Source organism: Rhodobacteraceae bacterium M382, assembly GCA_025141015.1.
Classification (GTDB): domain Bacteria; phylum Pseudomonadota; class Alphaproteobacteria; order Rhodobacterales; family Rhodobacteraceae; genus Aliisedimentitalea; species Aliisedimentitalea scapharcae.
The window spans coordinates 4571950-4595413 of sequence record CP081098.1 but is presented as its reverse complement, the minus strand read 5'-3'; the positions used below and the strand labels follow the sequence as shown (position 1 = coordinate 4595413).

Here is a 23464-nt window from a genome sequence, read left to right as displayed (position 1 = left end):
CCAGCGCCTCACGCATCCCAAAGCTGGCCATTTCGGCCATTATGTCATTTTTTTCGTTGGTCTCAGGACCATTAGGATTCACACACCAAAATACCGGTCGCTGCCGGAAAACCGACACCGTTGTCTGTGCAGACATAACGACAAATATGTCCCCCAAAATCATCCGCTATCCAGCACGGACGATCCTCTGAAACAAAACCGTTACACACTCATTTTATAGACAGGGCCAAACACCGGTGAGTGACCGGATCATAGCGCATCAGGATGCCGCCATTCTAAACAGTATCCCGACAGTCGTCTCCAAAGCTTCCGATGCCCATCGGATGTTCCGGATCCAGCCTGTCCCCCCAAGCGAGTGAATCGCTGAAACCTTGGTAGCAATTTCGTCCCCCTCCCAGCAACGAAACTATGCTGTTGACTCAGGCTTTGGGGATAAAGAATCTCTCGCGCTTGCAGCAGAAGCCGGGTTGGGACCAAGAGAACAAAAAAGGCGCTGCAATCCTGCAACGCCTTCCAGATTTGTTAATTCAGATCTTGTCCGAACAGATGCCGAACGGTCACCGATTCCCGGGGGAGACCCAGAATTAGCCCAGCGCTTTGACGCGGGCGGACAGGCGCGAAACCTTGCGCGAGGCGGTGTTCTTGTGGAAAACGCCTTTGGTCACGCCGCGCATCAATTCGGGCTGAGCAGCGCGCAGAGCGGCAGTTGCTTCTTCTTTGTTGCCGGATTCGATTGCTTCTTCGACTTTACGCAGGAAGGTGCGGATGCGCGAACGACGGGCTTTGTTGACAGCGAAACGCTTTTCGTTCTGACGGGCGCGTTTTTTTGCCTGGGGCGAATTTGCCATGGTATTTGACCTTTGTATTCGGGTTCGATTTCTAAGCGCAATGCCAAGCCAACCCGGATCAGGTCACCGGTGTGATTCTAGCCAGAGCGGGCCGCACGCGCATGTATGGCCGGGTCTTTAGCCAACTTGGGCGCAATTGGCAAGCCGGGAACCGTTTTGCCGTTTCCGACCCCGAACGCAAAAGGGCAGACCCATCGGCCTGCCCCTCGGGATCGGAGATGTCCTGCGTCTTACTTGTCGCGGAACTGGGCCTGACGTTTTTCCAGAAAGGCCGCCATGCCTTCCTTTTGATCTTCGGTTGCAAACATCGAATGGAAAACCCGGCGTTCGAACAACATGCCTTCGCTCAGCGTCAGTTCGTAGCTGCGGTTCACCGCCTCCTTGGCGGTCATCGCGGTCAGCATGGATTTTTCGGCGATCTTCTGTGCGGCCCCCAGGGCCTCTTCGATCAGCTTTTTGGCGGGCACGACGCGCGACACCAGACCAGAGCGTTCTGCCTCTTCGGCATTCATGAACCGACCGGTCAGGTTCATGTCCATAGCTTTGGACTTGCCCACAAAACGGGTCAGGCGTTGGCTGCCACCCATCCCGGCGATAACACCCAGGTTGATTTCGGGCTGACCGAATTTGGCCGTGTCCGATGCGATGATGAAATCGCACATCATGGCCACTTCGCACCCGCCGCCCAACGCATATCCGCTGACAGCGGCGATAATGGGCTTGCGGATGGCGGCGATACGATCATTGACGTCGGCGAACAGGTTGATCTTGGACACATCGACAAAGCTCATTGCCGACATTTCTTTGATGTCCGCACCAGCAGCAAAGGCTTTTTCGGATCCGGTCAGCACAATACAACGCACTTTGTCGTTGGCATCGGCTTCTTCCAGCGCGGCGCACAATTCGCCCAACAACTGGGTGTTCAGGGCATTCAACGCGTCGGGGCGGTTCAGCTTGATGAGGGATACGTGGTCCTGAATGTCGACGTTGATCGTCTCAAAGGCCATATTCACTGCTTTCGTTGTTCCGTTCAGGGACGATTCCTTATCACGCGACACATCTCGATCAAGCTATCTTTGGCATTGCGCGCAGTAGAAAGATGAGCGTCCGGATTGAGTGATTCTATCTATTGTCCCATCACAGCCATTCCGTTTGCAGGGGGCGCCTTCCCGTCCGTAAACATCAAAGGAATGTTGAAAATATCCAAGTTCTCCATCAGCTTGACGGAAATCCTTGAGCGAAGAACCGCCTGCTGCAATGGCGTCTTGCAGGACCGTTCGGATGACCGGAACCAGGCTGGCGACGCGGGTGGCTGAAATCTGCCCAGCTTTGCGACGTGGCGAAATTCCGCACCGAAACAGGGCTTCGCAAACGTAAATGTTACCAAGCCCCGAGACGATTCTTTGATCCAGTAACGCCGATTTCACCGGACTGTTCTTGTTTCGAAAGGAATCGATCAGATGTTGTTCGTGAAAATCATTGCCCAGCGGTTCGGGTCCCAGCACCGCCAACAGTTTGTGTTGATCGGCCGTGGCGGTGTCCAGCAGGTCCATGGCCCCGAACCGGCGGGGGTCGTTAAAGGTGATGCGCGCGCCATTATCCATGTCAAACACCACATGGTCATGTTTTTGCGCCTGAGGATGGTCGTGGACGAACTGCCCCAACGGATCGCCTGATACAGTCATCCGCCCCGACATGCCCAAATGCACCAGCAACGTTTCGCCTGAATCCAGGTCGGCAAGAATGTATTTCGACCGCCTCCGCAGCTGATTGACACGGGCACCGGTCAAACGATCTGCCATGCGGTCAGGAAAGGGCCAGCGCAGATCGGGGCGGTTGACCCGTGCCTGGGCTATGACCGCGCCTTCCATGGCCGGTTGTAAACCGCGCCGGACGGTCTCGACCTCGGGCAATTCAGGCATTACATGGCTCCTATCCAATGGGCCGCATTGTACCCGGCCTCCAGCAGCCTATAACAAGGGCGAAAATCCAGGAAACGGCAACCCGTATGACCGACAGATCCGACAATACCACCCATTTCGGGTTCGAAACCGTCCGCGAGGACGAAAAGGCCGGGCGCGTTCAGGGCGTGTTCAATTCGGTCGCGTCGAAATACGACATCATGAATGATGTGATGAGTGTCGGCATCCACCGTGTCTGGAAGGACGCGATGATGGATTGGCTGGCACCGCGCCCGGGGCAACGTCTGCTGGACGTGGCTGGCGGCACGGGGGATATCTCGTTCCGGTTTCTGGAACGGGCCGGTCATGGACATTCTACGGTTCTGGACCTGACCGAACCCATGCTGGTCGAAGGGCGCAAACGTGCCGAAGCTGCCCGCATGGCCGACAGCCTGGATTGGGTAACCGGCGACGCCATGGCGCTGCCGTTCAAGGACAATACCTTTGACGTCTACACCATCTCGTTCGGGATCAGGAACGTCACACGCCCGCAGGACGCGCTGAACGAAGCGTTCCGTGTGCTGAAACCCGGTGGCCGCCTGATGGTGCTGGAGTTCAGCCAGTTGCCCAACCCGGCCATGCAAAAGGCCTATGATCTCTACAGCTTCAATGTGATCCCCCGCATGGGCAAATTGATTGCCGATGATTACGACAGTTACCAATATCTGGTGGAATCCATCCGCAACTTCCCCGATCAGGACACTTTTCTGGGTATGGTGCGCACTGCCGGTTTCGAAAATGCCAAGTATCGCAACCTGTCAATGGGCATTGCCGCCCTGCACTCTGGTTGGAAGATCTGACCCATGCGCGGACCCCATAACATCATTCGCCTGATCCGAACGGGTGCCACGCTGGAGCGCACCGGTGCCATGAATGTGGTGCTGGATGCGTTCGAGGCCCCCGCACCGCTGCGGTTCGTGGCGCATGCGCTGGGCTGGCCGTTCAAATGGCTGGGCTACAAGGGTGATCCCGACATGCCCCCCGCCACGCGGGCACTGACCGCGCTGGGCCCGGCCTATATCAAATTCGGTCAGGTGCTTTCGACCCGCCCCGACGTTGTGGGCGACGATTTGGCCCAGCAGCTGCGGGTGCTTCAGGACAAATTGCCCCCCTTTTCCAAGGCCGAAGCCATGGCCGAAGTCGAAAAGGAACTGGGTGTCCCGGTTGACCAGCTGTTTTCCGAATTCAGCGAACCGATTGCGGCGGCGTCAATTGCCCAGGTGCATCGGGCCCGCCTGGCGGACACAGGACAGGACGTCGCCGTCAAGGTTCTGCGCCCCGGTATCGAAAAGGCGTTCAAAAAGGACGTTGATGCGTTCTATTTTGCAGCCCGGATTGTTGATCTCTTTGCCCCCGGCGCGCGGCGGTTGCGGCCCATGGATGTCATCGAACATTTCGATGGCGTGGTACAGGGTGAGCTCGACTTGCGATTGGAGAGCGCGGCAGCGTCGGAATTCGCCGCCAATACGGTCAATGACGCCGGATTCCAATTGCCGCCGATTCTGTGGAACCTGTCTGCCCGCCGCGTCATGACGCTGGGCTGGGCTGATGGTGCGCCTTTGGGGGACAATGATGCGCTGGATGCGGCGGGCCATGACCGACGCGCGCTGGGCGAACGGGTGCTGTCGCTGTTTCTGAACCACGCGTTGCGCGATGGGTATTTCCACGCGGACATGCATCAGGGCAATCTCAAGGTCGCCCCGAATGGTGATATCATCGCCTATGATTTTGGTATCATGGGTCACATCGACGAATACACGCGCCGGGTCTATGCCGAAATCCTGTTTGGGTTCATCCGGCGCGATTACAAACGTGTTGCCGAGGTGCATTTCGAAGCCGGCTATGTCCCTGCCAACCGCGATGTTGACGAATTCGCCCGTGCTCTGCGCGCTGTGGGCGAGCCGATCTTTGGCATGGATGCAGACCATATTTCCATGGGACGGCTGCTGAATTACCTGTTCGAGGTCACCGAACGCTTTGGCATGGAAACCCGGACTGAATTGATCCTGTTGCAACGCACCATGGTTGTGGTCGAAGGGGTGGCACGTTCGCTCGATCCGCGGATCAATATCTGGGAAGTCGCCCATCCCGTTGTCGAAGACTACATAAAAGGGTCGATCGGCCCGCGTGCCATTGCATCGGACCTGTTCACGGTGGCCAAGGTTCTGGCCCGCTTTGGCCCCCGCTTGCCCGCGTTGGTCGAACAGGCGCTGATTGCCCAATCCAACCCCAAAGACGCGTCTGACACAGGGTTCACAAGCCGATGGAAACCGGCCCTGATTGGCGTCGGGGTTGGGGCCGCAATCGCGGCGATCATTTCTCAGGTGATTTGACGTCACAGCGTGCTAGGGTTCAACCATGGTACGCAAGAACCCATATCGCCCATTTGTTCCCGACCCGGAACAAATGGCGCTTTGGCCCGACCTCAGCGGCAATGCGGTCAACGGGCTGGGTGAAACGGCTCCGCGTCCGGCGCGCATGGTCTATTGGGCACCGGACCCTGGCGATATCCCGCACGGTGATCTTCAGCTGTATTTCTATGCCCAATCGGCGCGGGATCCCCGGTTTGCCGAGGCCAGAGTCGGCCGGCAGGCGGTTCTGGATGCGCCGCTCCCGGCTGTTGCGGACCAGACGGTTGCACGCTCGCAACAGGACTGGTCCACGGGTCTGGCGACCTTTGTTGCGGATGGGGTGTGCGAATTGATCGGGGTTGCCGCAATCGATCCGGACTGGATCGTTGATGGGCATGACATCACCTTGCCTCGGGTGATCATGCTGGGTGTGCACCACGATTATGACGCGCTAAAAACCGCCCCAGATGCTGTGGCGGGCCTGGATGTGATGGAGCAATACCGCCGCGCTGCACTGGGAGCCAAGTCAATCGCTGGATGGTTGCGGACCCAAGGCTGGCAGGCGGACCCGCTCACTGGTCCCATGACCGGCGCACTGACCATGATTCCCCCGGCGTTGGCCTGCGGCTTTGGCGAATTGGGCAAACATGGCTCGATCATCAATCCGGATCTGGGCGCGGCGTTCCGCCTTTCGGCGGTGTTGACCGATGCGCCGCTTCCGGTCACCCCAGCGCAAAACCACGGGATCGATGGTTTCTGTCAGAATTGCCGGATCTGCGAGGATGCCTGCCCGCCCCAGGCGCTCTCGGCAGACAAGCAAACCGTGCGCGGTGCTGATAAATGGTATGTCGATTTTGACAAATGCCTGCCCTTCTTCAACCAGCACCACGGCTGCGCAATTTGCATCGCTGTCTGTCCCTGGTCGCTCCCGGGGGTTGGCCCGAACCTGGCCGCCAAACTGGCGCGACGCGCGCATAGAAACGCGGATTCATGACCCGCGCTCCTGCTTCTTTCTGGTCTAAAATACCTCGGGGGTGAATGGGCCAACGGCCCAGAGGGGGCAGCGCCCCCAACCCCCTGAATTCACAGGCGTTCGATGGCCAATGCAATCCCCTGGCCGCCCCCAATGCACATGGTAATCAACGCCTTGGATCCACCGATCCGCTCCAGTTCGTAGAGCGCCTTGATGGTGATGATGGCACCGGTTGCACCGACCGGGTGACCCAGGGCGATGGCGCCGCCGTTGGGGTTGACCCTGGCCGGGTCCAGACCCAGTTCCTTGTTCACGGCCAGCGCCTGCGCGGCAAAGGCCTCGTTGGATTCAACAACGTCAAAATCGCTGGCCGACAGGCCGGTTTTGGCCAGCAGGTTCTGGACCGCCGGGACCGGGCCGATACCCATGACTTCGGGGCGCACACCGGCGTGGGCATAGCCCAGAATGCGGGCCCGTGGCTTCAGGCCGGCCCGTTCGGCAGCATCCGCATTTGCCAGCACGATCGCCGCCGCACCATCGTTAATTCCGCTTGCATTTCCAGCAGTTACGCGTCCGTCCTTTTTGAATACGGCGCGCAATCCGGCGAGCGCTTCGCCGGTGGTTGCCTTGGGGTGTTCGTCGACCTCAAACGGGACCATGTCGCGTTTGACCTTGACCTCGACCGGGGCGATCTGGCTTTGGAAATACCCGGCCTCGATGGCGGCCGCGGCGCGGGTCTGGCTGGCCATGGCGAAATCATCCATCTGCTGGCGGGTGATGTCATGTTCGTCAGCGACATTTTCGGCCGTCACCCCCATGTGTCCGGTGCCAAACGGGCAGTTCAGTGCCCCCAGCATCATGTCCAGCGATTTGACATCGCCCATCTTGGCACCCCAGCGGGTTTGGGGGGTGATGAACGGGCTGCGCGACATGTTTTCGGCCCCACCAGTCAGGGCAAAGTCGGCGTCACCCAGCATAAGCGACTGAATCCCCGACACAATTGCCTGGGCACCGGATCCGCACAACCGGTTGACGTTCATCGCCGGGGTGCCGTTGGGAATGCCCGCCTGCATGGCGGCCACGCGGCTGAGATACATGTCGCGGGGTTCGGTGTTGATGACATGGCCGAACACCACATGACCGATCTGGGCCGGGTCCACGCCCGCGCGTTCCATGGCCGTTTTCGAGACCGTGGTGGCCAGGTCGATGGGGGCGGTATTGGCCAGGCTGCCGCCAAAGGTGCCGATGGCGGTGCGGGCGCCGTCCAGGATGACGATATCGGTCATGGTGTCTCTCTCCTCATGAGCATTTGGGCGTATTATGCAGATGCAGCATCTTCTGTCTTGTACAACGTGCCGTCACTGAAAACAGGGGGACACGATCCGTGCACCCTGCGTGCACCACCCGTGCACCGCCGCAACGCAGCATCATGGGCCGTGCGGGAGAATTGACAAATTGCCGCCAAAGGCGCAGGGAATCCACTATGACGGAACATTCTGACGACATCCTGACCCGCCTGCCTGCCCGCCTGAAAGAGGCGCGCCGCGCGCAGGGGCTGTCGCTCGAGGCGGTGGCGAACCTGTCGGGCGTGTCCCGATCCATGGTCAGCCAGATCGAACGCGGCGAAAGCAGCCCGACCATCGCGACCCTGTGGAACCTGACCCGCGCCTTGCAGGTGGATTTTGCCGGGTTGCTGGATGTCGGCGACAGCCAGGACCGGATCGAGGTTTTGCGGGCCGTGGACGTGCCCAAGATCGAAAACATGGGTCAGGGGTGCCGCATCCGCATTCTGTCCCCCCCCGAAGAGGCCGGTGGGCACGAGGTCTATGACATAAGGTTCGATCAGGGCGGCGCGCTGAACAGCCAACCCCATACGCGGGGGGCCATGGAGCAGCTGACGGTGCTGGAGGGCAAAATCCATGTCCGTTCCGGCGCGGCCGAACACCAATTGCAGGCCGGAGACACCGCGCGGTACGCGGCAGATGTGGCCCACGCGATCACCGCGCCCGAAGGTGCAGCACGGGTGTTTTTGATTGTGAAGAACGCTTGAGTGATTGTGTGGTCTGATCAGGCATCGTTATCGCCAGACAACAGTTGAACAAGTGCAACATTGACATAGTAGCTGTTCCTGCCTTCAACAATTTTCTCAATTGGCAGTTGATCATCTTTTGCCAGCTTTTCCAGATACGAGGTCGCGGTAGGGCGTGACACGTTCAATTCGTTCATCACAAATTCGATCCGGGTATACGGGTGCCGGAACAGGTTGTTTATCAGATCTTGTGAATATACCCTTGGGTAACGATCTTTGATAACAGTCTTGAAGAATGCCATCTGTATACGGATACCCTCGATCAGTGTCAGCGTAAGCTCTGAAGTCTCTGTTACGACATCGAGAATGTAGACAACCCATTCTTCCCAAGCACCTTCATCGCGGACTGCTTGCAGCAGCCGATAATAGTCTGCCTTGCGTCGGTTGATCCCGCGGCTCATGTAGAGGATGGGAATATTTAGTAGCCCAGTCTTACTCAGATAAAGAACGTTAAGCACGCGACCGACACGCCCGTTTCCGTCTGGAAAGGGGTGAATGCTTTCGAATTGATGGTGAATGATAGCCATCCGGATCAGCGGATCCATATCATCATCGGTGTTGATGAATGCCTCCAAGTCGGTCATTTGCTGTTCAATGTCTTGGGGGTGTTGGGTCGGCACGTAAACGATGTCACCCGCACTGTTCTGAAGTCCGGTTCCGGGCAGTTTGCGAAAACCATCGTTTCGGTCCTTCAACACCTGAAACATTTCAATAAGTAAGCGGTTTGTCAGTAGCCCCGTTTGACATAACTGCTTGTATCCCAAACGCAAAGCATCCCGGTACGCAGCGACTTCTTTGGACGGACCTGAAAGCTGGGCGTCCCTTTCATAGCCACCTCGAAAAAGTTCATCGTTCGTCGTGACAATGTTCTCAATCTCGGAACTGTCTTTCGCTTCTTGAAGGGACAAGGTGTCGATCAAAACACCTTGATTGGGGATGACAGGGGCTCTTCCCTTTACCTCAGCAAGGCTGCGTGTTGCCCGAGTCAACGCTTTCATGATTGCAAGCGTTTCGAAATCGAAGTCCGGTGGTAGTTGTGGGATCTGATAAGTTTCTTTCAGCATTGACTCTCACATGTAAAAGAATTCGGTTTTTTTTTGCATATTCGAGACGTCATGTAAAACAATGAGGCATATTCTTAGCATAAAGGGCCGAGCTTCGATCAGCTGCAATCGATGGCAATGGCATTATCCACCTTTGCGGAAAATTTTCCGTGATGGGGGAAATCCTCTATTTCGGAATTTCGTCCGTTATGGTAGATGGTGACTCGAACACGGGAGTCACATCATGTCCGCAGCCTTTTTGAACGATATCTCTGCCACGTTGACCCAGATCGAACAGGACGGTCTGTATAAACGTGAACGCATGATCACCTCGCCCCAGGGGGGGGAGATCATGGTTGGTGACAGTCGGGTCATCAATCTGTGTGCCAACAATTACCTGGGGTTGGCGGATCATCCCGCGCTGATCGAAGCCGCGAAATCGGTGATGGAGCCCAAGGGGTTCGGCATGGCATCAGTGCGGTTCATCTGTGGCACGCAGGACATTCACCGCGAGCTGGAGCAAAAGCTGGCCGATTTTCTGGGCAAGGATGATGCGATCCTGTTTGCCGCCTGTTTTGATGCCAATGGCGGGTTGTTTGAACCGCTGTTGGGTCCCGAGGACGCGGTGATTTCGGACAGTTTGAACCATGCGTCGATCATTGACGGGGTGCGGCTGTGCAAGGCGAAACGGTACCGGTATCTGAACAGCGACATGAACGATCTGGAGGCCTGGCTGAAACAGGCCCGCGAAGATGGCGCGCGCCATATCATGATCGCCACGGATGGTGTGTTTTCGATGGACGGCTATCTGGCCAAGCTGCCGGAAATCCGGGCCTTGGCCGACAAATACGACGCTGTGTTGATGGTGGATGATTGTCACGCCACCGGGTTCATGGGGCCGAATGGAGCGGGGACGCCGGATCATTTTGGTGTGGATGTGGACATCGTGACGGGAACCTTGGGCAAGGCATTGGGGGGGGCAATCGGCGGTTATATCGCCGGGCCGCAGCCAGTGATCGACCTGCTGCGGCAGCGGGCGCGGCCCTATTTGTTCTCTAATTCGCTGCCGCCCAGCATTGTGGCCGCCGGGATCGAAGCCCTGCGGTTGGTCAAGGACGGCGCCGATCAGCGCGCCCAGCTGTTTGAAAATGCGCGCTATTGGCGGGCGGGGCTGGAGCGCCTGGGATTTGATCTGTTGCCCGGTGAACACCCCATTATTCCGGTGATGTTGGGGGATGCCAAGTTGGCCCAGGAGATGGCATCGCAGCTGTTTGACGAAGGGGTGTATGTGTCGGGCTTTTTCTTTCCGGTGGTGCCCAAAGGGCAGGCGCGCATCCGCACCCAGATGAACGCGGCGCTGACCCGCGCGGAACTGGACCGGGCGCTGGCGGCGTTTGGCAAGGTGGGCAAGGCATTGGGGGTGATCACATGAGCCAGTCAGTTGCACGGCCGAACACCATGAAAGCGCTGGAGAAATCCCACCCGCAGGAAGGGTTGTGGATGGTGCGCGCGCCGGTGCCCGAGATCGGGCCTGACGAGGTGTTGATCCGCATCAACAAGACCGGGATTTGCGGCACCGACATCCATATCTGGAACTGGGACGATTGGGCGTCGGCCACGGTGCCGGTGCCGATGATCACCGGGCATGAGTTTGCCGGTGAAATCGTCGAGATCGGGCGCGATGTCGACGGGTTGCAGATCGGTCAGCGCTGTTCCGGCGAAGGGCATCTGGTGGGGCATGACAGCCGTCAGGCGCGGTCGGGCAAATTCCATCTGGATCCGGGCACCCGGGGAATCGGGGTGAACGAACAGGGGGCCTTTGCCGAGTATCTGAAGCTGCCGGCGTTCAACGTGGTGCCGTTGCCCGATGACATCCCGGACGAGATCGGTGCCATTCTGGACCCGCTGGGCAATGCGGTGCACACGGCGTTGTCCTTTGATCTGCTGGGCGAAGACGTGCTGATCACCGGGGCAGGCCCGATCGGGATCATGGCCGCCGCCGTTGCCCGGCACGCGGGCGCGCGACATGTGGCGATCACCGACATCAATGCCGACAGGTTGCAATTGGCCCAGCATGTGGTGCCCACGGTGCGCGCGATTGATGTGACCCGCGAGGACCTGAATGATGTCATTGCCGAGTTGGGCATGAAAGAGGGTTTTGACGTCGGGTTGGAGATGTCGGGCAGTCAGGCCGCGTTGGACCAGATGGTCGAGGCATTGGTGATGGGCGGCAAGATCGCCTTGTTGGGGATTCCGCCAGGGAAATCACCGGTGGATTGGAGCCGGATCGTGTTCAAGGCCATCACGCTCAAAGGCGTCTATGGGCGCGAAATGTTCGAAACCTGGTACAAGATGATTGCCATGTTGCAGAACGGTTTGGACGTCAGCAAAGTGATCACGCATCAGTTTGGTGTGGATGCGTTTGAGCAGGGGTTTGCGGCGATGAAGTCCGGGCGATCGGGCAAGGTTGTGCTGAACTGGCGGTAAGAAGGGGCGCTGCCCCTCTGCCCCGTTGGGGCATTCACCCCGAGGTATTTGGGACCAGAAAGAAGCAGGAACAGGCACATGGCGGCAAGGTCGATATTGGACGTGATCGGGGGCACACCGTCGGTCTGGCTGGACAGGATGGTCCGGGCGCGGGGGCTGGAGGGGCGCATTCTGGCCAAGCTGGATTATCTGAATCCGGGGTTTTCCAAAAAGGATCGCGCGGCCAAGGGTATCATTGAGGAGGCCGAGGCCAGCGGAGCGTTGCGTCCGGGCCAGACGGTGGTCGAGCTGACCAGTGGCAATATGGGCACCGGTCTGGCCATTGTCTGTGGGATCAGGGGCTATCCCTTTGTCGCGGTGATGAGCCGGGGCAATTCTGTGGAACGCGCGCGGATGATGGCGGCGTTGGGGGCCGAGGTTGTTCTGGTGGATCAGGTGGCCGGGTCGGTCCCGGGCGAGGTTTCGGGCGCGGATCTGGCCGAAGTGGATCGTGTCGCGCGCCAGGTTGCCGCTGACAGGGATGCGTTCCGCGCGGATCAATTCGAACGCTCCGGGAATGCGGCGGCACATTTTGCCACCACCGGGCCCGAGTTGTGGGCCGATTCCGACGAAAGCCTGACCGCATTTGCGGATTTTGCCGGGTCAGGGGGAACCTTTGCCGGGACGATCCGAGCGCTGCGCGCGCGGGATCCGGGGATCCGGGGGTATCTGGTCGAGCCGCAGGGGGCTGCGGTATTGTCCGGGGCGGCGGCGCAGGCACCGGGACATCCGATTCAGGGTGGGGGGTATGCAATGCCTGATCTGTCGCTGTTGCAGGGCGTGCAGGCAGATGGATTCCTGCAGGTGTCCGGCGAACAGGCGCGACAGGCCACGCGGGCCCTGGCGCGGGAAGAAGGGATCTTTGCCGGGTTTTCCGCCGGGGCCAATGTGGCGGCCGCGCTGGATCTGTTGGCGGGGCCGCAAAGGGGCGGCGTTGTCGGGGTCGTCATCTGTGACAGCGGGTTGAAGTATCTGTCCACGGATCTGTGGGGTTAGACCTGAGTTGGCCGTATGCCCGCAGTGCGCAGCACTGCCCGGCCCAACGCTTTGAGGGTGCGTCAGCACACGACAAAGGGGCGGGAGCGCCACGGTGTCCTAGAGGCGGGCGTTCAGGGCAGGAGCGGGACGCGGCCGTGGTCCGTCAACAGGGCACAGCTGCGCCCTTCGAAGACCGCGCAGGCCAGCGGGTGGCCATAGCCAGCCCCCTGATCCAGGTTGACGCGGTTGCCCCGGTGCTCGGCCTGTTTGGCGGGGGTGTGCCCGTGTACGACCAGCCAGGGGTGCACCGTCTGGTCGTTTAGAAAATCGTGACGGATCCAGATCAGGTCATCTTCGGTTTGATCTGCCAGCGCGATGCCCGGGCGAATGCCGGCATGGACAAACAGCAGCTCGCCGTCCTGGTGATAGGGTTTCAGGCTGTTCAGGAAATCGACATGGGCGCGGGGCACGGCGGCGCGGGCCTGGGCGTGGATCTGAAAGATCCTGTCGCCGTCCCGGACCGGCACCCCATAAGAGGCCAGGGTTTCAACACCACCCAGCCGATCATGCAACCAGTGATAGCCCACCAGCAATTGGGAATCATTGCGCGGATACTCTTCGACGAACATGGAAAACATGCGGTCGTGGTTGCCCAACAGCATGGTCCAGTCGCGCCCCTCCTGTTGGCCCTGGATCAGGCGGTCAATCACACCGCGGCTGTCCGGTCCGCGATCCGTGTAATCGCCCAGAAACACGACCCGGGCGTCCGGGCCGCCATCCGTTTCGATCCGGGCCAGGGCGGTGTCCAGCATGTCGCGCTGTCCGTGGATGTCTCCGATTGCATAGATTGGGCGTGTCATGGGGGCTCCGGTCTGATCTGCGCCCTTGATGCCCCAGCGGTGCGGTCATGAAAAGGGGTATGGGCGCTATCGGGCGTCACGGGCGTCGAGCGGGGTCAGAAGATGGGCGATCTGGTCCCGTAGCCAGCGGTGACCGGGCGTGTTTGTCGAGCGTTTGTTCCAGATCATCACGATGTGCGCCGCAGGCATAGGCATTGGCGGGTGAAACACGTGCAGCCCGATCTGGGGGGCCAGCCGGTCGGCCAGTTGCTGTGGGATCATGGCGATCAGGTCGCTTTGGGCCACAGAGGTGCAGATTCCCGCGAAGGTCGGCATTGTCATGACCACCTGACGGCTGCGCCCGATGGCGGTCAGCGCATCATCACCCAATCCGGCAAAATCCCCTTCGGGTGAGAACAGGATGTGGGTCAGGTCACAAAATTGGTCCAGCGACATATGGGACTCTGATGTGGCGGACAGTTGTGGGTGGCCGCGGCGCGCAATCACCCGAAACTCGGACCGGAACAGCGGGCGTGTTTCGATCCAGTCGGGAAATTGCGTATCCGGGACCAGGGCGATGTCGACATTGTGGTGGTCTATGGCATCGGTGAAACGGTCCGGAACCACATCGACCATCTGGATCCGCATTCCGGGGGCGTGTTCGGACAGGTGGCGCGCCAATTGCGGCAGCAGCATTTCGGCAAAAAAATCGCTGCCCGAGATCTTGAAGTCTTCGGCCGAGCGGGCCGGGTCATAGGTGTCGCGGGGGGCCAACAGCATTTCGGTCTGTGCCAGAACATCACGCAGGGGATCGCGCAGCGAAGTGGCCAGATCGGTCGGTACCAATTGGCGGCCCTGACGGATGAACAGCGGATCCTGCAGCGCATGTCTGAGACGTGCCAGAGCCGCCGAAACGGCGGGTTGCGACAGGCCGATTTTCTGTCCGGCCAATGTGGTGGAATTGGTTTCCAGCAGGGCGTCGAACACCCGCAAGAGATTGAGATCGAAGGATCTGAAATTCATACTGTAAATTGATACTATCAGATCTATCTATTTTCCATATTTCATTTCTATCCCCAAACTACTGACCCAGAAGAGCATCAAAGCTCTGGCGGAATGGGAGGGACGGATGAAAGGTATTGCATTGGTATTCATGGCGCTGGCGGTGATCACCGCATTGATGGGCATGGCGTGGGGCATTCAGATGGCGGCCAGCCAGGACCACACGTTGTCCCCGGCGCATGGGCATTTGAACCTGCTGGGATGGGTCAGCTGTGCGATCTATGCGTTTTATTACCACCTGATGCCGCGCGCTGCGGACAGCGGGTTGGCCAAGCTGCATTTTGCGCTGGTGCTGGCATCGCTGGTGGTCAGCATTCCCGGCATCGCCATGGCCATACGGGGGCAGACCGAAGCCCTGGCCAAGGGTGGGTCGCTGATCATCGTGGCGTCGATGTTGGTGTTCGGGCTGATTGTCCTGCGGTCGGCAAAACAACCAGCCTGAAGCGGGAGCGCGTCGGCGTCAGGCCGTGAGCGCCGCGCCGGGACGGATCGCGCCACAGGTCACACCGCGCCGGTTCAGGATCGGTGGGGACATGTATTGCTGCGCCGCCGGGTGATTGGGATCCAGCACCCCCAGGCCGACCAGAATCGTGACAATGGCGCATTCGCTGGCGCGGGTGGCCCCGTCGATGATCTTGACCGCGACGCCCATGCGTTTTTCGGGGATGATGGCGATGAACACGGCTTCGGCACCGGTCTTGATCGCCACGCGCCCGTCCATGGCGCGCATCAGATTGGTGCAGGCGCGGCCTTCGCCCGCGACAAGGTCGGGGTGTTTCATCATGGCCGCGGCAAGGGATTGCGCGGCGGCCGAGGCGCGGTCAGAGCGATCGGCGGCCGAGGCAAACCACGCCATTGAACGGGCCAGCCCGGTGACAGTTGTGGCAAAATTGGGGGCTGAACAGCCGTCAAAGCCAAAACCGGGGCTGTCCATGCCGGTTGTTTCCTCGAAGGCGGTCAGGGCGGCCTGTTGGACCGGGTGATCCATGGCAATATATTCAGGACCGGCCCCCATGTGTTGGGTCAGCGTGAGGAACCCGGCGTGTTTGCCCGAGCAGTTGTTGTGCATCTGGCAGGGGCTTTGATCGGTTTTGATCAGGTGGCGATGGGCGTCTGGATCATCGGGGTCCTGGGGACCACAGCGAAAGTCGTCATCCCCCAGCCCCAGCTGATCCAGCCAGGCGCTGACGCGGGTGGTGTGAATGGCCGCGCCATTGTGCGAGGCACAAGCCAGCGCCAGCTGTTCGCTGGTCAAACCGTATTTGTCCGCCGCCCCCGAGGTCACCAATGGCAGGGCCTGAATCATCTTGGCCGAGGAGCGCGGATAGATCAGCGCGTCCGGATTTCCCCAGGATCGCACGATTTGGCCGGTGTCATCACAGATCACCGCGTGGCCGGAATGCACGCTTTCCAGAAAGGGGCCACGCCAGATTTCGGCCATTGGAACCGGTTGCGGGACATTTTGGGTCATGTTTTGCCTCACTTCTTGGCGAAATCCTGCCAATCGCTCTTTCGCACATGGCGCAAACTAAGTTAGTGTGGTTGTGTCGGCAAGCGACGGAGTGCGACAAGAGAGACGGCGAAGGCAACGCTGCGCGCGCTTCTGAAGATTGAGGTTAAGGACAGTCTGGAGTCTGGACAAATGGCATCGCTACTCGCCCGCATAGCCGCGGGCCTGTGTTTGGCCGGGATGGCCACTATCGCATCCGCACAGGATCAAAGCACCAACCGGGTCGCCGCCAAGACGGACTGGAGTGTGTTCGTTGAGGACAACCCCACCGAATGCTGGAGCGTTTCGGCCCCCAAGGAAACCGTGAACACCCGTGGTGGCCGTGTGGTTGCCGTACGGCGCAGCGACGTGTTGCTGTTCGTGTTCTACCGGCCCGGTGCCGGGGTCAAAGGTCAGGTGACCTTTACCGGCGGATATCCGTTTGCGCCGGGATCGACCGTCAACATGGCGATCGGTGACGACGAATATGAACTGTTCACCGAAGGGGAATGGGCCTGGCCTGCGACCAAGGCGGATGATTCCAAAATCATCGCGTCGATGAAACGCGGAGCCCAGGCAACGCTGACCGCGCGGTCCGCCCGGGGCACACAGACCCAGGATACATTTTCGCTGTTGGGCTTTACCGCGGCAGTGGACGACGCGTCCAAACGCTGCGGCGGCTGATCCACCCGATCGAGACCCCGCGTTGTGCCAACCGCCCCAAGGGGCGGTTGTTTGCGTTTGGGTCGGTGTTACGGAGCAATCGGGTCGCGCACCATGTCCAGATGCAGATCCGTCCCGGTATAGGGATTGGCGGCGATGACGTCGTCGTTCAGTTCGACCCCCAGACCCGGTTCGGTCGACGGGATGACATAGCCGTCTTCCCAGGTGATCGTGGATTTCAGGCAGGACATGTAGGGGCCGTCAAAGGTGCCGATGCTTTCCAGAATCAGGAAGTTCGGGGAACAGGTTGAAATCTGGATATTGGCAGCGGCCACGACGGGCCCGCAATAGAGATGCGGGGCCAGTTGGGCCTGTCGGGTTTCGGCCATGGCGGCGATCTTCTTGGCCTCGAGCAGGCCCCCGACCCGGCCCAGATCCAGTTGCAGGATCGAAGCGGCTCCGGCCTCGAGAACCCGGGCGAATTCATGTTTGGTGCAGAGCCGTTCGCCGGTGGAAATCGGCACCGAGGTAAAGCGGGCGACTTCGGCCATATCGGCGGGGTTTTCCGGAGTTGTGGGCTCTTCGAACCACAGCGGTTCATAGGGTTCCAGACGGCGTGCCATGCGTTTGGCGCCCGAGACGGTGAATTGCCCATGGGTGCCGAACAGCAGATCGGCGCGGGTGCCGACGGCAGCGCGAATGGTTTTGACAAAAGCTTCGGAGCGTTCCAGATCTTCGAGCCGGGGTTGGTGGCCGTCATAGATCGTATAGGGGCCGGCGGGGTCGAATTTGACCGCGGTGAACCCCTGTTCGACCCGTTTCAGGGCGACCTGGGCGGCGATGTCAGGATCGTTGTAGACGTTGGGCGTGTCTGGGTCGGGGTAAACGTCGCCGTCTTCGGGATACAAATAGGTATAGCTGCGCAGACGGTCGTGGACCTTGCCGCCCATCAATTCGTACACCGGTTGACCGGCGGCCTTGCCGATGATGTCCCAACAGGCCATTTCCAACCCGCTGAGCACCCCCATCACCGTCACATCGGGGCGCAGCGTATAGCCCGCGCCATAGGATCGGCGCCAGAGTTTTTCGATGTGATGTGGGTTTTCGTTGTGGAATTGGCGGCCGAACATGTCGCGCGCCATGGCACAGCACAGATCCGGGCCAAAGGTGGCGTTGTAAATCTCGCCCACCCCGGTGATGCCACAGGCGGTGGTGAGCCGGACAAAGATGAAATAGCGCCCGCCGTGGCGCGGCGGCGGGTTGCCAAAGACAAAGGTTTCGATCTTGTCGAGTTTCATGGGGAGGTCCTGTTGTCGGTTTGATCCATAAGGATGAGGTCAGCGGCACGGGCGGCCAGCATCATGGTGGGGGCATTGGTGTTGCCCGAGGTGATATTGGGAAAGGCCGAGGCATCAACCACCCGCAGCCCGCGTGTGCCATGCACCCGCAGGCGCGCATCCAACACCGAATTGGTGGCATCCGTGCCCATGCGGCAGGTGCAGGTGGGGTGAAACACCGTGCCCGCGCGGATGCGGAAGTTTTCCAACAGCGCGTCGTCGTCCATCGTCATGATATCCGGTTCGCGGCGTTCGCGGGTGACGCGGGTGATCGCCGGGGTTTGGGCCAGCGATTGCAACAGGTGGCTGGCACGGAGGACGGTGGCGCGGTCTTCGGGGGTCGACAGCGAATTGGGGTGGATCAGCGGGGCGTCGTTGGGGTTGGCCGAGCGGATGGTGATGTCGCCCCGGCTGGTCGGGCGGCAGGGTTGCACGCACAACAGGAACCCGTTGTCGCGGTCGATCTGAGGTTTGCCGCTGGCCTGTGTCGAATAGGAGGCCGGGTTGCAATAGACCTGTACATCGGGCTGATCGGCACCGGCCGTGCGGGCAAAGCCGCTGCATTGGTTGACCGGAACCGCCAGCGGACCGCGTCGGGTCAGGATGTATGTCAGCCCGGCCCGCATCTGGCCCAGCCAATGGCCCAGTTTGGCGTTCAGCGTGGGTTCGTTGGCCCAAAAGAAATGCGACACCGCCAGATGATCCTGCAACCCCTGACCGACCTGGGACAGGTCGTTGTGCACCGCAATTCCATGGCGTTGCAACACGGCGGCGGGCCCGATGCCCGAAAGCTGCAACAGCTGTGGTGAGTTGACCGCCCCGGCGCTGAGGAGGACTTCGCGCTGGGCGCGGGCGTGGTGTTTCTGTTGGCCCCGACGATAGCGCACGCCTGTGGCAGCGCCGTTTTCAATGACGATGTTTTCCACATGGGCGTTGCTGACGATCGTCAGGTTGGGGCGTGATCTGGCCGGGCGCAGGAACGCATCGGCCGAAGACCAGCGCATCCCGTTTTTGACGGTGCTGCGCACATGGGCCAACCCTTCGCCCGGGGGGGTGTTGGACGGGGTCGCGGGGGCGGCGTTCATATCGTCCATGGCGGGCCATCCCATGTCCTGGGCGGCGGACAGGAAATGGCGGGTGAACGGGTGCATGTGGTCGCGCATGTCCGTAACCCGCACCGGGCCATCGCCGCGACGATGCCAACGCCCGTGTGCATCGTATTCGTCATTGCTTTCGAGAGCGTCAAACGTCTGGCGGACGGTGTCCCAGCCCCAGCCGGTGGCCCCGGCGGTGTCCCAATCGTCGAAATCATGCGGCAACCCGCGCACATAGGCCATGGCGTTGATCGAGCTGGACCCGCCCAGCACCCGGCCCCGGGGCCAATAGGCGGGACGCCCGTCCAGACCAGGATCGGGTTCGGCGTCATAGCGCCAGTTCACCGCAGGGTCGGAAAAGGTGAACCCATAGCCCAGCGGCACCTTGATCCAGAACCGGCGATCTGTGCCGCCTGCTTCGATCAGCAGCACCTTGTGACGGCCACATCGGGTGAGTTTGTCGGCCAGAACACAGCCCGCTGATCCGGCGCCGACAATGATGAAATCATAAGAGGGAGAGGTGGACATTGGCGATGTTCCCGAGCCGTGGTTGGCGCAGACTGGGCAAAGGGCATCGACAAATCAAACTATCCATTTTACCCCTAAGGCATCATTTTCATTGCAGGTGTGCAAAATGTCCGATCTGCCCCATGTCACCTGGTTGCGTGCCTTTGAAACCGCGGCCCGACACAACAGTTTTTCCGCGGCGGCCGACGAGCTGAAGCTGACCCCGGCGGCGGTCAGTCAACAGATCCGCCTGTTGGAGAAACATCTGAACACCCAGCTGTTCGTGCGCCTGCCCCGTGGGGTGCAATTGACCAGCATCGGGCAGGCCTATGCCCAGACCATCCGCAAATCGTTCAATGAAATGATCGCCGCCACCACCGGGCTGTTTCTGGAAAAACGCAAACGGGTGGTGCGGGTGCGGGCGTCGATTTCCTGTGCTGCGCTGGTGATTGCGCCCCGGTTGGCGCAGTTTCAGTCTGCACATCCGGATATTCTGGTGCATCTGACCACGTCGATCTGGGCGGATCGGTTTGACGAGGACAATCTGGACATCGACATCCGATACGGGTTGGGCGATTGGAAGGACGCCCACACCACACATCTGGGGCATGAATCGGCGGTGCCGGTGTGCCATCCCGAATTTGCCAAATCGTTCGGAGCGGATCTGTCGATTGACCGGATGGCCCAGTCCAAAGTGGTCCAGATTGTCGGGTCGGAAACCGATTGGGGCAAGCTGGCAGAACTGCATGGGCTGGAGTTCACGGCGGCCACCGATTGGATGCGCACGGATTCGTCGATCAACGCGTTGCAGATCGTGATGACGGGCGAAGGCGTGACCATGGTGCTGGACAGTTTTGCCCGGCAATATCTGGATCAGGGGCTGTTGGTTGCCCCGTTTGAATACAAGCTGCCCAAACGCCGGTCGCATTATCTGGTGGTGGAAGACCGCGCCGTGCAACGCGACGAGGTCGCGATATTCCGAAACTGGGTGATGGGGCTGTATCGGGTCGGGGTTTAGGCCCCCGTTGCCGGTCGTGTCGCTGGTCGTGTTGTTGGCCGTGTTGTTAGCCCCGGCATGGTAGCGTCGCGGGCCGGTGTGCTGATCGCGCCGACACCAAATGTGACGACGCGATCGGCAGTGATCAACCGGCGACCTGGCGGTCGTAGTCTTCGCCGTCGAACCACCCCAGGGACGAGGTGATTTTCATATCGCCATCAAGCTCCCATTCTTCCCAGCCGCTCACATCAAGCGGGTTCCCCGTTTCGGCGTGATGTCCGGTGAAGGTCCACATGAAGATCACATGGCTGCCGGCGGCGCGAATGCCATCGTTTTTCAAAACCAGGTCGGGAACGTCGGTGTGAAACCCTGCGGCCATTTCGGTCAACGCGTCATGCCCGACAGACGGGTCGCCACGGTTGATAACGATTCTGCTGCTGGCCGCATGGCAGTTGGCCACGTTTTCAGGCTGTTTTGAATTCCACGCGTCTGTGTAACGCGCGGCAAGGTCGTTTAAATCACTTTGACTGAATGACACTTTGAATTCCTCCCGGTTAAGTCCTTCAGCCTAGGGGATGCGCAGGGTTCGGACAAGACGGGGGTTCGGGGCCGGGGGGTGTGGGGCCGGGGGGCGCGGGCGGGTTACCATGCGGTCCACAGCCCGATGGCACCCACCAGCAGCAGGCTGAGCGCCCAGACAGTGTCCATGTTTACCCATGTTCGGGAGAGAAATTTGAGACCCAGCCACGTGTAGGCCCCAATGGCCAGCAGGCCCCCGGACAGGGTCATTGCGACGGTGTGGACAACGGCCACCGACAGCGCCGTATCAATGTTGCTGGACATCAGTTCAGAGGCGGCCCTGTGTCCGCTGTCCAGTTCGTCAATCCGGCACAGCCCCAGATAGATGGGAACCAGCATCATGCCGGCCCCATGGGCGGTGGCCGCAAGAAAGGACCACAGCGCCAATCGGGTGGGTTTGATCCGGGCCAGAATCCGCGGGTGGCGGCGGTTGATCAGCAGGTACACACCAAATCCCATGACCAGGATCCCTGCCGCGATGCGGATTTCGCGTTGCCATTGTACCAGCCCGACCATCGCCGAGAACGGCAACAGAATCGCCGACATGGCCAGAAAATGACCCAGCGCTAACATCGCCAGCGCGCGGATCAGGGCGCTCCGCCGCCCCTCCATCAGGGCTGCGGAGACGGATAGCGGCCACCCCATTCCCGGATTCACGCCATGATAGATCCCCGAGGCGATGACGGCCCACCAAAGGGCCGCCAAGGAGTGTTCCGCCCCCACGTTCAGGTGTTGGGATAGCAGAAGCTGTCGGTCGAACAATCACCGCCTTCCAGGCGGATCTGATGGCTGCGATACCCGTCCGGGAAGGCGACCCAGAAGTTTTCGTCCAGCGTCAGACCGCCAGAATCACCGGCATTCGCCATCACCATCGCAGCACCTCTTTCGCCGGGATAGAATTGATCGTCCCAGGTGGAATAGAGCGAGTTCGTCCAATACACCCGTTTGCCATCGCGGCTGATTTCGACCATCTGCGGGCCATAGCCGAATGTCTGTCCGTTCGGGTGCGGCGTCTTTTTGACGATGCCGCCGATTTCGACCTTGCCTGCCAACGTCGGGTTCATCGGGTCGGACACATCGTATTGATGCATTTCGCCGGTCCCCCAGCAGGCAACATAGAGAAACCGGTCATCCAGACTGAGGTCAATGTCGGTCACCAGCGGTGGCACGGCCTCGAACCCCTTGAGCAGGTCCGGCAGGTCGTCGGCTGCGGCGGGTTGGGGGTCGATGGTGATGGTTTTCTTGGCCTCGAATGTGCCGTCATCATTGCGCCACCACGTAAAGATTGCGCCCTGAAGGTTGGTTGTATCCACGACAACGCCGCAGAACCCGTATTGCTTGGCCGGGTCGTGTGCCGGGCGAATTTCCAGCGCCATCTGATGGTTTTCACCCAGATCAATCGTCTGGATATTCTTGCGCGCGCGCAGATCCCAGAAATGGATGCTGTGGCCGTATTTGTTGCTCAGCAGATCTTCGGCGACGATTCCGTTTTCGAACTGCGGCGGCAGGCCCCATTCCGAGCTGACCATGTAGTCGCGCGGCAGGTTCCACCAGAAATCATAATGTTTGTCCTGAATGCCCCGGTCCATTTCATAGCGACCAAGGATTTCGAAGGTCTCGCAATCCATGATGAAAATGCCCGGAGGTCCGTCGGTGCCATCTTCGCCGCCGCCGCCCAGGGTGGACACGTAGATGCCTTCGGGACCGCAGTGGATGGTATGCGGACGCGAATAGCCGGTTTTTGCCCAGACTTCTTCGGGTTCGATGATCTTGTGAATTTTGGCGTTCAGGGGTTCCTTGACGTCGATGATGTAGATGCGGCTGGAGCGGATGCCGGGAATGATCAGATAGCGGCGTTCCAGAAAGGCATGGCCGGTCAGCGGGCTGAGCGCGGAAGAGCAGGCATTCCAGCCGAAATGGTGAAATTCGTCGCCGGTATTCGGCATCATCAGCGAATGAACAACCTGGCCATAGGTCCCTGATGTCGGGTCCACGTCCACAACTGCCAGGCCATCAGGTTGGGATCCATCCGGACTGAGCATCAGTGTGAAGGCAAGCTTTTCCACCGGAGCGGCCATGGCCAGCTTGGGTGTGGCGTGAAATGTCGGGTCGGGTCGCAAGTTCATTT

The 23464-nt window shown here is 60.0% G+C and carries 23 protein-coding genes; 10 read left to right on the top strand and 13 right to left on the bottom strand.

The window, feature by feature from the left end:
* Nucleotides 1–584 precede the first annotated feature (584 nt).
* The 3 genes from rpsT to mutM form a co-directional block, all read right to left on the bottom strand.
* A complete protein-coding gene (rpsT, locus tag K3727_21365) occupies nucleotides 585–848 on the bottom strand; it encodes a 30S ribosomal protein S20 (protein ID UWQ91247.1) in 264 nt (87 codons plus the stop codon).
* Nucleotides 849–1078: 230 nt separating this feature from the next.
* The gene (locus K3727_21360) at nucleotides 1079–1855 is read right to left on the bottom strand and encodes an enoyl-CoA hydratase (protein UWQ91246.1); all 777 of its coding nucleotides are present in this window, start codon (nucleotides 1853–1855) and stop codon (nucleotides 1079–1081) included.
* A 63-nt stretch (nucleotides 1856–1918) separates the two neighbouring features.
* Complete coding sequence (gene mutM, locus K3727_21355; GenBank protein ID UWQ91245.1) at nucleotides 1919–2770, bottom strand: bifunctional DNA-formamidopyrimidine glycosylase/DNA-(apurinic or apyrimidinic site) lyase; 852 nt, start codon at nucleotides 2768–2770, stop codon at nucleotides 1919–1921.
* Between the two features lie 86 nt (nucleotides 2771–2856).
* Here mutM and ubiE point away from each other — a divergent pair, with 86 nt between their 5' ends.
* The 3 genes from ubiE to K3727_21340 are packed head-to-tail and all read left to right on the top strand — an operon-like array spanning nucleotide 2857 to nucleotide 6154.
* On the top strand, nucleotides 2857–3609 hold the full coding sequence (gene ubiE / locus K3727_21350) for a bifunctional demethylmenaquinone methyltransferase/2-methoxy-6-polyprenyl-1,4-benzoquinol methylase UbiE (GenBank protein UWQ91244.1): 753 nt from the start codon (nucleotides 2857–2859) through the stop codon (nucleotides 3607–3609).
* A 3-nt stretch (nucleotides 3610–3612) separates the two neighbouring features.
* A complete protein-coding gene (gene ubiB, locus K3727_21345; protein UWQ91243.1) occupies nucleotides 3613–5142 on the top strand; it encodes a 2-polyprenylphenol 6-hydroxylase in 1530 nt (509 codons plus the stop codon).
* Between the two features lie 25 nt (nucleotides 5143–5167).
* On the top strand, nucleotides 5168–6154 hold the full coding sequence (locus tag K3727_21340) for a 4Fe-4S dicluster domain-containing protein (GenBank protein UWQ91242.1): 987 nt from the start codon (nucleotides 5168–5170) through the stop codon (nucleotides 6152–6154).
* 89 nt (nucleotides 6155–6243) lie between these two features.
* Here K3727_21340 and K3727_21335 read toward each other — a convergent pair whose 3' ends face one another.
* Nucleotides 6244–7419, bottom strand: a complete 1176-nt coding sequence (locus K3727_21335) for an acetyl-CoA C-acyltransferase family protein (protein ID UWQ91241.1) — start codon at nucleotides 7417–7419, stop codon at nucleotides 6244–6246.
* 197 nt (nucleotides 7420–7616) lie between these two features.
* Here K3727_21335 and K3727_21330 point away from each other — a divergent pair, with 197 nt between their 5' ends.
* Nucleotides 7617–8183 (top strand): XRE family transcriptional regulator, encoded by a 567-nt coding sequence (locus tag K3727_21330; GenBank protein UWQ91240.1) that lies wholly within the window; start codon nucleotides 7617–7619, stop codon nucleotides 8181–8183.
* A 17-nt stretch (nucleotides 8184–8200) separates the two neighbouring features.
* Here the strand turns inward: K3727_21330 and K3727_21325 are convergent, their stop codons facing one another.
* Nucleotides 8201–9286 (bottom strand): Fic family protein, encoded by a 1086-nt coding sequence (locus K3727_21325; protein UWQ91239.1) that lies wholly within the window; start codon nucleotides 9284–9286, stop codon nucleotides 8201–8203.
* A gap of 223 nt (nucleotides 9287–9509) precedes the next feature.
* Here K3727_21325 and K3727_21320 point away from each other — a divergent pair, with 223 nt between their 5' ends.
* The 3 genes from K3727_21320 to K3727_21310 all read left to right on the top strand — a co-directional run bounded on the left by K3727_21320 (nucleotide 9510) and on the right by K3727_21310 (nucleotide 12787).
* Complete coding sequence (locus K3727_21320) at nucleotides 9510–10697, top strand: glycine C-acetyltransferase (protein ID UWQ91238.1); 1188 nt, start codon at nucleotides 9510–9512, stop codon at nucleotides 10695–10697.
* 26 nt (nucleotides 10698–10723) lie between these two features.
* Entirely contained in the window at nucleotides 10724–11752 is a 1029-nt protein-coding gene (tdh, locus tag K3727_21315; GenBank protein ID UWQ93484.1) for an L-threonine 3-dehydrogenase, read from the top strand.
* Between the two features lie 78 nt (nucleotides 11753–11830).
* Nucleotides 11831–12787 carry a cysteine synthase family protein gene (locus tag K3727_21310; protein UWQ91237.1) on the top strand — a complete coding sequence of 319 codons (957 nt, stop codon included), beginning with the start codon at nucleotides 11831–11833 and terminating at the stop codon, nucleotides 12785–12787.
* A 113-nt stretch (nucleotides 12788–12900) separates the two neighbouring features.
* Here K3727_21310 and K3727_21305 read toward each other — a convergent pair whose 3' ends face one another.
* The gene (locus K3727_21305) at nucleotides 12901–13629 is read right to left on the bottom strand and encodes a serine/threonine protein phosphatase (protein UWQ91236.1); all 729 of its coding nucleotides are present in this window, start codon (nucleotides 13627–13629) and stop codon (nucleotides 12901–12903) included.
* A gap of 66 nt (nucleotides 13630–13695) precedes the next feature.
* A complete protein-coding gene (locus K3727_21300; protein UWQ91235.1) occupies nucleotides 13696–14631 on the bottom strand; it encodes a LysR family transcriptional regulator in 936 nt (311 codons plus the stop codon).
* A gap of 106 nt (nucleotides 14632–14737) precedes the next feature.
* On the opposite strand from K3727_21300, the gene K3727_21295 reads away from it, so the two are divergent.
* Nucleotides 14738–15112 carry a hypothetical protein gene (locus K3727_21295; protein ID UWQ91234.1) on the top strand — a complete coding sequence of 125 codons (375 nt, stop codon included), beginning with the start codon at nucleotides 14738–14740 and terminating at the stop codon, nucleotides 15110–15112.
* Between the two features lie 18 nt (nucleotides 15113–15130).
* On the opposite strand, the gene K3727_21290 is transcribed toward K3727_21295, so the two are convergent.
* Nucleotides 15131–16111: an asparaginase gene (locus tag K3727_21290; protein ID UWQ93483.1), complete on the bottom strand. Its 981-nt coding sequence runs from the start codon at nucleotides 16109–16111 to the stop codon at nucleotides 15131–15133.
* Between the two features lie 201 nt (nucleotides 16112–16312).
* Here K3727_21290 and K3727_21285 point away from each other — a divergent pair, with 201 nt between their 5' ends.
* Nucleotides 16313–16843: an invasion associated locus B family protein gene (locus K3727_21285; protein UWQ91233.1), complete on the top strand. Its 531-nt coding sequence runs from the start codon at nucleotides 16313–16315 to the stop codon at nucleotides 16841–16843.
* Nucleotides 16844–16911: 68 nt separating this feature from the next.
* Here the strand turns inward: K3727_21285 and K3727_21280 are convergent, their stop codons facing one another.
* Entirely contained in the window at nucleotides 16912–18120 is a 1209-nt protein-coding gene (locus K3727_21280) for a mandelate racemase/muconate lactonizing enzyme family protein (protein UWQ91232.1), read from the bottom strand.
* Nucleotides 18117–19781 (bottom strand): GMC family oxidoreductase N-terminal domain-containing protein, encoded by a 1665-nt coding sequence (locus K3727_21275; protein ID UWQ91231.1) that lies wholly within the window; start codon nucleotides 19779–19781, stop codon nucleotides 18117–18119. Before K3727_21275 ends, K3727_21280 begins: the two co-directional genes overlap by 4 nt.
* A gap of 106 nt (nucleotides 19782–19887) precedes the next feature.
* On the opposite strand from K3727_21275, the gene K3727_21270 reads away from it, so the two are divergent.
* On the top strand, nucleotides 19888–20778 hold the full coding sequence (locus K3727_21270; protein UWQ91230.1) for a LysR family transcriptional regulator: 891 nt from the start codon (nucleotides 19888–19890) through the stop codon (nucleotides 20776–20778).
* A gap of 124 nt (nucleotides 20779–20902) precedes the next feature.
* Here the strand turns inward: K3727_21270 and K3727_21265 are convergent, their stop codons facing one another.
* The 3 genes from K3727_21265 to K3727_21255 form a co-directional block, all read right to left on the bottom strand.
* The gene (locus tag K3727_21265) at nucleotides 20903–21295 is read right to left on the bottom strand and encodes a nuclear transport factor 2 family protein (protein ID UWQ91229.1); all 393 of its coding nucleotides are present in this window, start codon (nucleotides 21293–21295) and stop codon (nucleotides 20903–20905) included.
* Nucleotides 21296–21399: 104 nt separating this feature from the next.
* Nucleotides 21400–22059 (bottom strand): hypothetical protein, encoded by a 660-nt coding sequence (locus K3727_21260; GenBank protein UWQ93482.1) that lies wholly within the window; start codon nucleotides 22057–22059, stop codon nucleotides 21400–21402.
* A 2-nt stretch (nucleotides 22060–22061) separates the two neighbouring features.
* The gene (locus K3727_21255) at nucleotides 22062–23462 is read right to left on the bottom strand and encodes a selenium-binding family protein (GenBank protein UWQ91228.1); all 1401 of its coding nucleotides are present in this window, start codon (nucleotides 23460–23462) and stop codon (nucleotides 22062–22064) included.
* Nucleotides 23463–23464 lie beyond the last annotated feature (2 nt).